This is a genomic window from Planctomonas sp. JC2975, assembly GCF_012985205.1.
Taxonomy (GTDB): Bacteria; Actinomycetota; Actinomycetes; order Actinomycetales; family Microbacteriaceae; genus Humibacter.
This window is the reverse complement of the sequence record NZ_JABEKS010000003.1, coordinates 121,522-133,290: the sequence shown is the minus strand read 5'-3', so window position 1 is coordinate 133,290 and position 11,769 is coordinate 121,522. Positions and strand designations below refer to the sequence as shown.

Annotated in this window: 11 protein-coding genes; 6 read left to right on the top strand and 5 right to left on the bottom strand. The window is 68.9% G+C overall.

Annotated features, from left to right (window positions below; all coding sequences use genetic code 11):
* Positions 1-67 precede the first annotated feature (67 nt).
* The 3 genes from HII28_RS16700 to HII28_RS16690 all read right to left on the bottom strand — a co-directional run bounded on the left by HII28_RS16700 (position 68) and on the right by HII28_RS16690 (position 3,032).
* On the bottom strand, positions 68-367 hold the full coding sequence (locus HII28_RS16700) for a DUF1905 domain-containing protein (protein WP_170026984.1): 300 nt from the start codon (positions 365-367) through the stop codon (positions 68-70).
* A gap of 103 nt (positions 368-470) precedes the next feature.
* Complete coding sequence (locus tag HII28_RS16695; RefSeq protein ID WP_170026983.1) at positions 471-1,892, bottom strand: aspartate aminotransferase family protein; 1,422 nt, start codon at positions 1,890-1,892, stop codon at positions 471-473.
* A gap of 66 nt (positions 1,893-1,958) precedes the next feature.
* Positions 1,959-3,032, bottom strand: a complete 1,074-nt coding sequence (locus HII28_RS16690) for a DMT family transporter (RefSeq protein ID WP_346769380.1) — start codon at positions 3,030-3,032, stop codon at positions 1,959-1,961.
* Between the two features lie 61 nt (positions 3,033-3,093).
* Here HII28_RS16690 and HII28_RS16685 point away from each other — a divergent pair, with 61 nt between their 5' ends.
* The 3 genes from HII28_RS16685 to HII28_RS16675 all read left to right on the top strand — a co-directional run bounded on the left by HII28_RS16685 (position 3,094) and on the right by HII28_RS16675 (position 6,086).
* Positions 3,094-3,792: a TetR family transcriptional regulator gene (locus HII28_RS16685; RefSeq protein ID WP_346769379.1), complete on the top strand. Its 699-nt coding sequence runs from the start codon at positions 3,094-3,096 to the stop codon at positions 3,790-3,792.
* On the top strand, positions 3,789-4,478 hold the full coding sequence (locus tag HII28_RS16680; protein ID WP_170026981.1) for a hypothetical protein: 690 nt from the start codon (positions 3,789-3,791) through the stop codon (positions 4,476-4,478). The genes HII28_RS16685 and HII28_RS16680 overlap by 4 nt, the downstream gene beginning before the upstream one ends.
* Positions 4,479-4,586: 108 nt before the next feature.
* Positions 4,587-6,086: a glycosyltransferase family 39 protein gene (locus HII28_RS16675; protein WP_170026980.1), complete on the top strand. Its 1,500-nt coding sequence runs from the start codon at positions 4,587-4,589 to the stop codon at positions 6,084-6,086.
* Positions 6,087-6,265: 179 nt separating this feature from the next.
* Here the strand turns inward: HII28_RS16675 and HII28_RS16670 are convergent, their stop codons facing one another.
* A complete protein-coding gene (locus tag HII28_RS16670; RefSeq protein WP_346769378.1) occupies positions 6,266-7,309 on the bottom strand; it encodes a ribokinase in 1,044 nt (347 codons plus the stop codon).
* 205 nt (positions 7,310-7,514) lie between these two features.
* On the opposite strand from HII28_RS16670, the gene HII28_RS16665 reads away from it, so the two are divergent.
* Positions 7,515-8,702: a MarP family serine protease gene (locus HII28_RS16665; RefSeq protein WP_170026979.1), complete on the top strand. Its 1,188-nt coding sequence runs from the start codon at positions 7,515-7,517 to the stop codon at positions 8,700-8,702.
* Between the two features lie 14 nt (positions 8,703-8,716).
* On the opposite strand, the gene HII28_RS16660 is transcribed toward HII28_RS16665, so the two are convergent.
* A complete protein-coding gene (locus HII28_RS16660; RefSeq protein WP_170026978.1) occupies positions 8,717-9,823 on the bottom strand; it encodes a hypothetical protein in 1,107 nt (368 codons plus the stop codon).
* Between the two features lie 239 nt (positions 9,824-10,062).
* Between HII28_RS16660 and HII28_RS16655 the strand changes: the two genes are divergently transcribed.
* Both HII28_RS16655 and HII28_RS16650 read left to right on the top strand, forming a co-directional pair.
* Positions 10,063-10,749, top strand: a complete 687-nt coding sequence (locus HII28_RS16655) for a TetR/AcrR family transcriptional regulator (RefSeq protein ID WP_346769377.1) — start codon at positions 10,063-10,065, stop codon at positions 10,747-10,749.
* Positions 10,750-10,858: 109 nt separating this feature from the next.
* A complete protein-coding gene (locus tag HII28_RS16650; RefSeq protein ID WP_170026976.1) occupies positions 10,859-11,638 on the top strand; it encodes a CPBP family intramembrane glutamic endopeptidase in 780 nt (259 codons plus the stop codon).
* The last annotated feature ends 131 nt before the right edge of the window (positions 11,639-11,769 follow it).

The following is an 11,769-nucleotide window of genomic DNA, read 5'->3' as shown; positions in this document are numbered from 1 at the left end:
CGTGCCCGGCAGGGCTCCGACCGTCGGCGTCCCGGCCGTGGGAGTCCCGTCGGTCGTCGCTCCGCCGTCAGAGCTCGGTCTCGATGCCGATCCGCACGGTGTCGCCGAGGTCGACGCCCTCGTGCGTGCGGATGGCCTTCTTGATCGCGAGCGCGTATGTGCCGTTGTTCTCGGGGAAGATCGACGTCGACCACCTGGACGAGCCGAGGGTGGCGGTCACCTTGATGGAGTTGAATCCGCCGCGGGGCAGGGGAGCGTCGTCCAGTTCCTCGGCGATCTCGACCGGCACGTGGGCGAACACCCACAGCTCGCGCCGCGCGTCCCAGGGGACGAGCACCGACTCGAACTCGTACCGCATTCCCGCCATGCGATCAACGCTAACGGCGACCGCAGACGGTGTCGCCTTCGTAGCGGTGGGCCATGGTCCCGGCCGGGTGGACACGCCCGACCGGCCGGTCGGGCGGAGCGTCCTACGCCGCGTAGTACTTGTCGGCGACGGAGAGGGCGGAGTCGATCACGTCGAGACCGCGCCGCACATCCGCCTCGTCGATGATGAGGGGTGGGGCGATGTGCATCCGGTTGAAGTGGGTGAACGGCCAGACGCCGGCCGCCTTGCAGGCTGCGGCGACCTCGTTCATCGGGGCGGCATCCGCTCCAGACGCGTTGAAGGGCACGAGCGGCTCGCGGGTTTCGCGGTCGCGCACCAGCTCGAGCGCCCAGAACAGGCCGCGACCTCGCACCTCGCCGAGTGCCGGATGCGTGTCCATCCACGCCGTGATCGTCGGCTCGACGACGCGGGACCCGAGGTCGCGCACGCGCTCCAGGATGCCGTCCCTCTCGAACACCTCGAACGTCGCGACTCCCGCCGCGCAGGCCAGCGGATGCCCGGAGTACGTCAGCCCGCCGTTGAACGGGATGTCGTCGAAGTAGTGCGCGATGGCATCCGAGATGATCACGCCGCCGAGCGGTACGTAGCCGGAGTTGATGCCCTTCGCGAACGTGATGAGGTCGGGCACGACGTCGTAGGCGTCGACAGCGAACCACTCGCCGACGCGGCCGAAGCCCACCATCACCTCGTCGGCGATGTACACGATGCCGTGCCTGTCGCACAGCTCGCGCACGCCCTGCAGGTAGCCGGGCGGGGGGACGAGCACGCCGTTGGTGCCGACGACCGTCTCGATCAGGATGGCCGCTATCGTCTCCGGTCCCTCCAGCGCGACGACGCTCTCGAGGTGTTCGAGGGCACGAAACCCTTCCTCCTCGACGGATGCCGCGTGGAACGCCGACCGGTACGGGTACGGCCCGAAGAAGTGGGCGACGGATCCGTCAGCCGGCTCGTTCGCCCAGCGGCGCGGTTCGCCGGTGAGCGCGATCGCGGTGGACGTGTTGCCGTGGTACGAGCGGTACATCGACAGCACCTTGCGGCGCCCCGTGATGCGGCGGGCGATGCGCACGGCGTTCTCGACGGCATCCGCTCCGCCGTTGGTGAAGAACACGCTGTTCAGATCGCCAGGGGCCACCTCGGCGACCCGGCGGGCGAGCTCGCCGCGCACGTCGTTCGCCATCGCAGGCTGGATCGTGGTCAGCCGGCCGGCCTGCTCCTGGATGGCGTGAACGAGATCGGGATGCTGGTGCCCCAGATTCAGGTTCACCAGCTGCGAGCTGAAGTCGAGGTACGCGCTGCCCTCGTAGTCCCAGAACGTGGCGCCTTCTCCCGCGGCGACCGGCGTGGGGTGGATCTGCGCCTGCGCGCTCCACGAGTGGAAGACGTGGCGCCGATCATCCCTGCGCACCCGCTCCTCTTCGGCGGTGTCGCCGAACGGATGGAATGCGCCGGTGCGGTCCGCGTATCCGGTGCGTGCGCTGTCGGTGCCCTGCTCGATGTCCGCCATGACGTTCGTCCTCCGCTCCCTTCCACTGTGCACCCTGCGCACTTGTGCATCAACGAGGCGGCGCGATCAGGAGGCGGCCGGTGCGACTCGCTTCCGCTTCGGGATCACGCTGATGACCAGTCCGACGATGGTGAGCAACGTTCCGAGGACCGTGACGACCTGCAACGTCGTGCCGGGCGCCGGGAACAAGGCCTCGATCACGAGCGCGGCGACGAGCTGACCGGTCACGGCGGCGAGACCCTGCAGCAGCACGCCGACCAGGGGAACGGTGATCGCGGCGATCGTGATGAAGATCACGCCGAACACTCCGCCGAGGTACAGCAGCGGATTGCTCGGCAACGATGCCGGAAGCCCGGCGATCGACACGTGCACGATGGCGACGATGCCGAGCAGGAGCGTTCCGCCGATGAAGTTCACGAAGGTGGCCGCGACCGGGGATCCGACGGTGGTGCGCACCTGCCCGTTGACGGCCTGCTGCCAGCCGGTGAGGCATCCGGCGATGAGCGGCAGGAGGAGCACGAGGAACGGAGCGCTGGCGTTGATCTGCGGGGACACCGACAGTGCGACGGATCCGATCACGACGATCGTGCCCACCACGCGGGTGAGCGTGACGGGCTTTGGCGGGACTCGACCCATGCCGCGCGCGTCGATGACGAGACTGCCGATGGTCTGGCCGGCGACGACGGCGACCGTGAAGAGCGCGACGCCGATGATCGCCACCGCGAGCCCCTGCGACAGCACCAGAAGCGCCCCGGCGAGGCCGCCGAGCAGCATCCACCAGGGAAGCTGACCGCTGCGCACGGCCGACGGGATCATGCGGATGCCGCGCCTCGCCTTCGCCGACACCGCCGTCGTGACGGCGATGACGACCAGCCCGACGAAGAACGAGATGAGCGCTGCGGTGTACCCGTCGCCGAGCTCGAGCGCGAGCTCGCCGTTCACTCGCGCCTGGATCGTGATCAGTCCGCCGCCGAGGGCGGCCACTACGACCGCGGTGACGACGGTGACGAGACGGGGGGTCCGTGTCGGAGCAGGATGCGCGAACTCGGCCTCGACCTCGCGCGCGTCGGCCTCGAGGCTTCGCTCGAGACCTCGTTCCGTCGTCGCCCGTTCGGTCGGGTTGGTTTCATCCGCGCGCACGAACGAGTCCAACCTGAACGGCGGGGTGGACATTCCTCGCGGGTCGTCCTAGATTCTGAACGTGTTCAAAAATAAAGGCGATGAGGTGGCGACGTCGGCCATGGCGGGGTCCAAGGCGGAGCGCACGCGCGCATCCATCCGCGAGGTGGCGCTGCGGTCGTTCCGCGAGAACGGATTCGACGCGACGACCATGCGGTCCATCGCCGACGAGGCGGGCGTTTCGCTCGGGAACGCGTACTACTACTTCCCGACGAAGAACCATCTGGTGCAGGAGCTGTATCTCGAGGTGCAGGAAGCGCATCGGGAGGCAGCGGGGCCGCTGCTGGCATCCGCCGACGATCTCGTCGAGAGGGTGGGCATCGTCTTCCGCACCGGACTGGCGGTGCTGGCGCCGTTCCACGCATTCGCGCCCGGATTTCTGGCGGCGATGGTGTCGCCGGATTCGCCGCTGAATCCCCTGTCGCCGGATTCGGCGCCCGCCAGGGACATCACGATCGGCATCTTCCGCGACGCCCTGGCCGGCGCGAAGAAGTCCCTGCCCGCAGAGTTCCTGCCGCGGATGCCCACCACCCTCTGGCTCGCCTACCTGTTACTGGCGCTTTATTGGACTTACGACCGCTCGGATGGCCAGCGTCGAACCCAGCGCCTCCTCGACCAGGGGCTCGGGTTGCTGCGCCTGGCGCTTCCCCTGACGCGGATGCCGGTGCTCCGGTTGCCGCTGCGCTCACTCTTCGACCTGGTAGCGGAGGCGGGGGCGTGAGCGAGACGGATGAGGGCGCGGGCGATCCGAATCCTGCGCACGAGCGGATCGGAGGAGACTCCGATCCGGCGATCGGCGCGGACAGGCAGGGCGACGGTCGGTCCGGATACGGCGCCCCCCGCTACGGATCCCCCCGCACGCCGCAGCTGCCGCGCGCGTTCACTCTGCAGGAGTTCGTAGGCGGCGCGGCACGAGCCGTGTTCTGGTTTCAGCCGTTAGGCGCCGTGACGTCGTTGGTCATCGGACTCGTAGTTGGGGCGTTCGACCATGCGCAGTTCGCGACGATTCCGATGCTTCTCATACTCAGTGCCCTCTGTGGCATACCGGTCTCCGTCGCCGCAGGGGTCGTCTTCTCGCCGTTCGCCTATCGTCTCGGCAGACGTCTGGAGCATGTCGGTCGTGACCGCGCGCACGTGATCGCATTCACGCTCCTCGGTCTGGTTGTCGGCGTGATCACGGCGGTGCTCTTCGGTCTCGGCTGGAGTCTCGTCACCGGCGTGACGTCGTGGTCCTCGACCTTCGGACTGTCCCTGTACGTGTGTGCGTACGCACCCGCGAGCGCCGTCACCGTCCCGCTCGGCTGGTGGGGAGCATCACGTCTGGCGCTGCGGGCGGACGAGGAACGTGCGGCGTGGGCGGCTGTCTCGTTCGTGAGCGGTCCCTTCCGCGGCGACGGGTCCGCATAGTCGCACGGAGATCCAGGCCGGCCGGCGGCGAACGGACCCCTGCGGACTCGCCGATCTCCCGTCAGTCAGTGGCCCGGAGCATGCTCCGCCTCCCGCTACCCTGAACCCATGACGGCGACGCTCGCCGCACCATCCTTCCGGCACGGCGATCGCACGCTGCCGCGGTTCGCCTGGCTGCCCGTGTTCACCGCGATGGGCACGCTGCTGCTCTTGCTCGGCGCTCCCGCCGACGTGTACGGCTTCCACCGCGACGAGCTGTACTTCCGCATGCTGCCGCCCGCGTGGGGATACGTCGACCAGCCGCCGCTCACGCCATTGATCGCGCACGCCACCCTTGTGCTGGGCGACCAGCCGTGGTCGATGCATGTGCCGGCGATCCTGTTCGCCGTGGCATCCGTCCTGATCGTGGCGCTCATCGCGCGCGAAGTGGGCGGTGGCCTGCTCGCGCAGGGGCTCGCCGCGTGGGGGTACGCGTTCGGCGCGGTGACCCTGATCATGGGTCACGCGCTGTTCACGGCATCCCTCGATCTCATCGTCTGGCCGCTCGTGATGCTGTTTGTCATCCGGGTCTTCACTCGCGAACAGCCGTGGTGGTGGGTCTTCGCCGGGCTCGTCGTCGGCCTCAGCATGTACAACAAGCTGCTGATCGCCATGCTGCTCGTCGGCATTGCGATCGGGATGCTCGTGCTCGGCCCCCGCAAAGCGCTGGCGTCCTGGTGGCCGTACGCCGGCCTCGGCGTCGCGCTCGTGGTTGGCGCACCCAACCTCGTCTACCAGGTGCTGCACGGATGGCCGCAGCTCCAAATGGGCGCGGCGCTCGCCGCGGAGAAGAGCGGTGACGTGCGCCCGCTGCTGGTGCCGTTCATCCTCATCGAGCTGGGACCGTTCCTGGTGCCGATCTGGATCGCCGGCATCGTCGCGCTCCTCCGCCGAAAGGAGTGGCGGCTGCTGCGCTGGATCCCGATCGTTCTCCTGGTGGTCTTGGCGCTGGTCTTCCTCGCTGGATCGCAGGTCTACTACGGCTACGGACTCCTCGCGACCGTGTTCGCGATCGGATGCGTCCCCACCGCCGACTGGGCGCGCGGGCATGGCGGCCGGCTCGCGCTGGTGATCGCGGGCATCGTCGTCAGCTCGTTGGGGAGCATCCTGTTGTCGCTTCCGATCCTGCCGGTCCAGGTCGAGGCGAAGACGCCGATCGGCGCGATCGACCAGGCGATCCGGGACCAGGTCGGATGGCCGCAGTACGCCGACGAGGTGGATCGCGTCGTGCACGGGCTCGCATCCGACGGCCGTACCGCCATCATCACCTCGAACTACGGCGAGGCGGGCGCCCTGGAGCGGTACCTCCCCGCCGGGTCGCCAGGCGTCTACAGCGGACACAACGCCCTCGCCACGCTCGCGCCGCCACCCGATTCGACGGATCGGGTGGTGTTCGTCGGTGCGGAGTATCCGCGCGCGGAGCAGTATTTCGACCACTGCGCGGTCGCCGGCCACCTGGACGACCTCGTGGGCATGGACAACGAAGAACAAGGTCAACCCATCGCCGTCTGCACGGGGCCGACCGTGAGCATGCGTGAGCTCATGTCGAAGCTCGCCCACCTCGGCTGAGCGACCCGTGAGCAGAAGCGCCGCAGCGGTGTCGGTGGCGGCGACGCGCTCAGACGGAACTCTGAGCCTCATCGCGGCGCGTTGCATGCGCTCGACGACGGAGCGCCCCGGAATGCCGCTGAAGCGCACCGCAACACGGAACGCACTGCGCCAGGAAAGGGTTCGGTGCGGTGCGACGTTCAGCGGCGCTGCAGCACCTCGTCGATCGCGGATGCCGTGGGCAGCGACCCGCGCGCGCCCGCCTTCAGCGTCGCGATCGCCCCGCCGGCAACGGCCCTTCGCACCGCTTCGGCGAGGTCCCGGCCTTCGGCGAGGGATACCGCCAGTACCCCGATGAACGCGTCCCCCGCGCCCGTGGTGTCCGCTGCATGCACCGAGGGAGCAGGCACCACGAGGTCGTCGCGCTGTCGGAACAGAACAGCGCCCGCCGCGCCTCGTGTCACGACCACGGCGCACCCCGCCGGAACGGACATCGCCCCGCTGCGGCCCAACGCTGCGGCCTCCTGTTCGTTCGGAACGAGCACGTCGAGCGCGTCGAGAAGCGCGCGCGGAAGCGGTTCCTGCGGCGCCGGCGCCGGATTCAGCACGACCGTCCAGCCCCGCGCACGTGCGGACACCGCGGCGTACGTCACGGTCTCGACGGGTATCTCGAGGCAGAGCACGAGGACCGGAGCGCCTGCTGCATCGTGACGACCGGCATCAGGACTCGCGTCTACGTCACGTTCACTGTCCATGCGACCGTCGTCCGGCACGCCCGCTGCCGGTCGGAGCGAAGCATCGATGTCGGCGAACGCGGCGTCCACGGCCTCCGCCGAGAGGCGCGCATTCGCGCCGGCCACCACGGTGATGGCGTTCTCGCCGTCGGAGGCGACCTGGATGAGGGCGACGCCGGTCGGAGCATCCGCTGTCCCGATATGCGACACGTCAACGCCACCGGCACGCAGGGTGGCGACAGCGTAGCGACCATTCGCATCGTCGCCGACGCATCCCACCATCGCCACTCGAGTGCCGGCCGCAGCACCGGCGGCGGCAGCAGCGGATGCCTGATTCGCTCCCTTGCCACCCTGCCCGGTCTCGAATCCGGTGCCCGCGATCGTCTCGCCAGGAGCGACGATGCGCTCGGCGGTGACCACCAGATCGGTGTTGATCGACCCGACGACGACGACGCGCGGCGCCTCCGAGTCGTTCGCCTTCGTTCCGATGCCGGATCCTCCGTATGCCACCCGTCGACCTTATGGCCGGGATCGTCCCGACGTGCCGAAGTCGCCCGGAGTCAGAGCAGCTCACCGGCGCCGGGACGCGGCGAAGGCCGCCGCCGTCCTCGGGGTCTGGCGCCGCCGCGCACCATCAGCGGACTCTGCGGATCACCGCAGGCATCCTGCACCGCCGCTCCAGCGCCCGCTCAGAAACACCCGCGAAAGTAGTCGGGTGGAGTTCCCCGTCGATATCGTGCTCGCTCTCGCAGCGGTCGCCGCGATAGTCGTCGGATGGCGGCGCGGCGCGCTCGTGACGGCTCTGTCCATGGTGGGGCTCGTCGTCGGGCTGTGGATCGGCTTGCTGCTGGCCGCCCCGGTCGTCGGCTGGGTGATGCCGCAGGGACACGGCAGCACCATCGCGCGCACGATCCTCGCGGCGGCGGTCGTGCTGGTCTGCGGATCCGTGCTGTACGGCGTCGCATCCTCCGTCGGCGTCATGCTCCGCGGCCGGATCGGTCACCGCGGTCCTCTCAACAACGTCGACTCGGCGGGCGGGGCCGTGATCGGCGTCGTCGCCTGGGCCGCAGTCGTCTGGCTGCTGGCCGGGTTCGCGCAGTCGTCGTCCATCTACCCGGCGTCGCAACTGGCATCCGCATCGCGCATCGTCAGCGTGCTCGACGACATCGCACCGGTGCCGCCTTCGACGGCGTTGGGCGCCCTGGACGACGCACTCGCCGGCGCCGGACTTCCCGAGGTGTTCTCGGGCGGGGAGACGATCCCCGGCGTCGCTGCGCCCGACCCGAGCATCCCGGCGGCCGTGCAGGCCGAGTCGGCGAGCGTGGTGAAGGTGGATGCCGTCCAGGCCAGCTGCTCCATGGAGTCCACCGGAAGCGGGTGGGTGGAAGCGCCGGGCGTGATCGTGACGAACGCGCACGTCGTGGCCGGTGCGTCCTCCGTCGAGGTGATGGCCCAGGACGGTCGCGACTACGAGGCGACGGTGGTCGCGTTCGATCCGCAGCGCGATGTCGCCGTGCTGCGCGTTCCGGACCTGACATCCCCTGCCCTCCGCACGGGCGGAGGCCTGGCAGCAGGCGACTCGGCTGTGGTGGCCGGCTTCCCCGGCGGCGGACCGTACACGCTCGGGTCCGCCCGCATCCGCGGTGAGCTCAGTGCCGCCGGAACGGACATCTACCAGCACGACGCCGTCGTGCGCGACGTTTACTCGCTGCGCGGGACGGTGCGCCCCGGCAACTCGGGCGGTCCTCTCTTCGACGACCGGGGCGAGGTCGTCGGCATGGTGTTCGCGCGATCGACCACGGATGCCGACACCGGCTACGCTCTCACCCTCAGCGAGCTCGAGCCTGTTGTGGCCAGTGCAGGCAGCACGCCCGTCGCGACCGGAGTCTGCGCGACGGAGTGAGCGTTCGCGGCCGCCTACGCAGCCACGGCGACCGCATCCTCCACGTCGGCTCCCGGCACGTGCACGACCTCGCGCGATCGGAAGTGGCCGGCGAACTGGGCCACGATCCCGATGGCCGACCAGCCGACCAGCACGAGCAGCGGGAACGAGTAGGAGGCGTCAGGGAAGTACGAGAGTTGACGGAGCAGCGTGTTCGCCGCGCCGGGAACGAACCACTGGCCGACCTCGCCCCACGATCCCGGAAGGAACTGCGACGGCTGCGCCGCCCCTGCGAGCGGGTTGCCGATCAGGATGGTGACGACGGCGCCTACCGCGATGCCTGCCGGTCCGATGAGCGATGACATCCCGATGATGAAGGATGCCGTCGCGAACACCGACAGCGCCATGGCTCCCACGTTGAGCAGGTACGACCCCTGTAGCACGCCGAACCAGGGTTGCATGATGCTCACCGCGACGAAGCCGGCCGCAACCGCGTAGAGCACGGATGCCGTCAGTCGCCGCCACACGCCTGAGACGAGGAGCGAGATGATCACGCCGCCGATCATCCCTCCGAGTGCCAGCGGGAAGGCCGCCGCGGTGATGCCGGATCCGCGCGAATCGGTGCTCGCGAGCGGCACGACGTCCGTAAGCTTGACGGCCACTTTCGGCGCCGAGCCGATCGCCTGCAGCACCTGCGCGGCGGACGCGCCCTTCGCGGCCGCCGCCGCTGCCCCCTGCTGAACGGCCCGCTGGACGGCAGCGCTCGCCTGTGCCTGGAGGATGCCCTGCACCTGCGTCATCACCTGGTTTGCGACGGGACCCTCTGCGGATGCCGTGAGCACCTCGGGTGCGTCACCCACGACGATCCCTCCGAAGTAGGTGCGGTCCTTCAAGCCGGATACGATCTCGTCGCGGCCCTCGACGGTGGTGACGTCGAAGAGCTCGGGCTGCGCCTTGTGCAACGCCGCTTCGACGGCCTCGACCTGTGCGCTCGGGCCGGTCACGGCGAGCGGGAGGTCCTTCGGAGAGGACGTGACGGTCGGCCAGAGGAAGGCCAGCACGACGACGCCGATCGCGATCGCGGCGCCGACTCCGATGAGCAGGGTGCGCGACCACGTGGTGTGGGCGATGCGTTCGGTCATGACGGACTCCAATCGGGAGTGGGAGGGGATGCTGCGGAGGCGATCAGAAGGCTGCTCGTGTCGGCTTCCAGGTTCGGCTCCGCAGTTGCCGAACGCCTCGTCGGGGAGCGGAGCGGTGAGCCGTATACAAAACGAATGTTCGTTCTTTATTCTGAATCGACCGTATCCTCTTGTCAACACCGGGCACAATCGCGGCCGGAGACACTTCGCGAACGGTGGCAGGACGAACCGCGAAGAGAATGGGACGACGAACAAGGGCGACCCCGACGGACGGGCGAGCGACGGACGGGCGAGCGACGGATGGACGGGCGAGTGAGGGGCGATCGATGCCGAAGGTGAGCGATGAGCACCGTGAGGCGCGCCGTCAGCAGATTCTCGATGCCGCAGTGCGGAGCTTCCTCCGACGGGGCTTCAAGGAGAGCTCGATGAGCGACATCATCGCCGAGTCGGGGCTCTCCGCCGGTGCGATCTACGGCCACTTCTCCGGCAAGGGCGAGATCGTCGCCGCCGTCACCGACAGAGTGCTCGAGGCAGGGCCGGAGGCTCTGCGGAACGCGCGCGACCCGCACGGTGTGCCGTTGCATCCGCTCGATGCGTTGAACGGCCTGCTCGATGCGATCGTGGAGCAAGTCGGTGGCACGACGATGCCACTGCAGGTGTGGGGCCAGGCGGCCGTCGATCCCGAGCTGCGGCAGTCGTTCCAGAGGGTCTTCCCCCAGCTGATGTCTGCCATCGCGGAGCAGTACGCGCTGTGGCTGCGCGAGGTGCGCGGCATGTCGGACGCCGCTGCCGCGACCCGCGCAACCGAACTCGCCCCGTTGCTGATCGGACTCCTACAGGGCGCGGTCGTGCAGGGCACGCTGATCGACGGATTCGACCGACCCGGATACTTCGCACTTGCGCGTCCGCTGTTCGACGAGGCCTGAAGCTCGACCGCCGATCCGACACGATCCCTCGGCGCCGCGCGCGGCGCAGCCAGTCGTGACGATCTGTCAGAATGACTCGACTGTCGTCTTTCGGGGGAGAGGAACAGGCATGCGCGTTGCTGCTCGCTGGTGGATCGGGGTGCTCAGCTGGCTCGCCTACGTGGTCGTGATCCTCGTGGTCGGGGAGATCTCAGGCGTGCCGTACACGTCGATCGCGGACAATCCATCCACCATCTGGCGGGGCGCGGACCTCTTCCTCGTCTGCGGAGCCGTGCTGCTGGTCGTCATCGCGAGTGTCCTGGGCTGGTGGCGTCCTGCGTTGTTCGAGAAGTCCACCTCGAGGCACAAGTGGCCCATCATCGCTCCGGCCCTGATGGCGTTCTCGGCACTGCTCACACTCGCCGTCGGCGTCGACTGGAGCCGGATCGACTTCGCCTACTTCTTCCCACTCCTCCTCCTCGGCATCATGGTGGGCTTCAACGAGGAGTTCGTGACGCGCGGCCTTCTGCTCGTCGGTCTGCGGGCGAGTCTGCGTGAGCCGTGGGTGTGGTTCATCACGAGCGCACTGTTCGGGATGATGCACGCCGGCAACGTGCTGTTCGGAGCGCCCGTTGGCGGCACGATGCAACAGGTCGGGCTCGCGTTCCTGGGCGGCACGGCGTTCTACATCGTGCGCCGTGTGACAGGCAGCCTGATCTGGGCGATGGCGCTGCACGGCCTGTGGGACTTTGCGACCTTCGCCACCGGCCACGCGCCGGGAGTCTTCGTCTTCGGCTCGTTCATCGGCATCGCGGCCGAGGTGCTCGCACTGGTCTTCGTGTTCTTCACCTTCCGCAGCACCGCGGATGCCATTCCTCCCGTCCCCGAGACAGCAAGCGCCGCTCGCTGAGGACGCATCACTCGGGTCAGCGAGGGCGCTGAGCGAGCCCGCGAGTCGAAGCGCCGGCCCCCCGATTCGAGCGGCTGAGCCTTCGTGCGCCGAGGCGAACCAATCGGTCTACCCGCGACCGTGGGCATTCG

What these genes read in the sequence shown, in the direction of transcription:
- HII28_RS16700 (WP_170026984.1), bottom strand. Translation starts at nt 367, where the DNA reads ATGGCGGGAATGCGGTACGAGTTCGAGTCGGTGCTCGTCCCCTGGGAC.
- HII28_RS16695 (WP_170026983.1), bottom strand. Translation starts at nt 1,892, where the DNA reads ATGGCGGACATCGAGCAGGGCACCGACAGCGCACGCACCGGATACGCG.
- HII28_RS16675 (WP_170026980.1), top strand. Translation starts at nt 4,587, where the DNA reads ATGACGGCGACGCTCGCCGCACCATCCTTCCGGCACGGCGATCGCACG.
- HII28_RS16660 (WP_170026978.1), bottom strand. Translation starts at nt 9,823, where the DNA reads ATGACCGAACGCATCGCCCACACCACGTGGTCGCGCACCCTGCTCATC.
- HII28_RS16655 (WP_346769377.1), top strand. Translation starts at nt 10,063, where the DNA reads ATGGGACGACGAACAAGGGCGACCCCGACGGACGGGCGAGCGACGGAC.
- HII28_RS16650 (WP_170026976.1), top strand. Translation starts at nt 10,859, where the DNA reads ATGCGCGTTGCTGCTCGCTGGTGGATCGGGGTGCTCAGCTGGCTCGCC.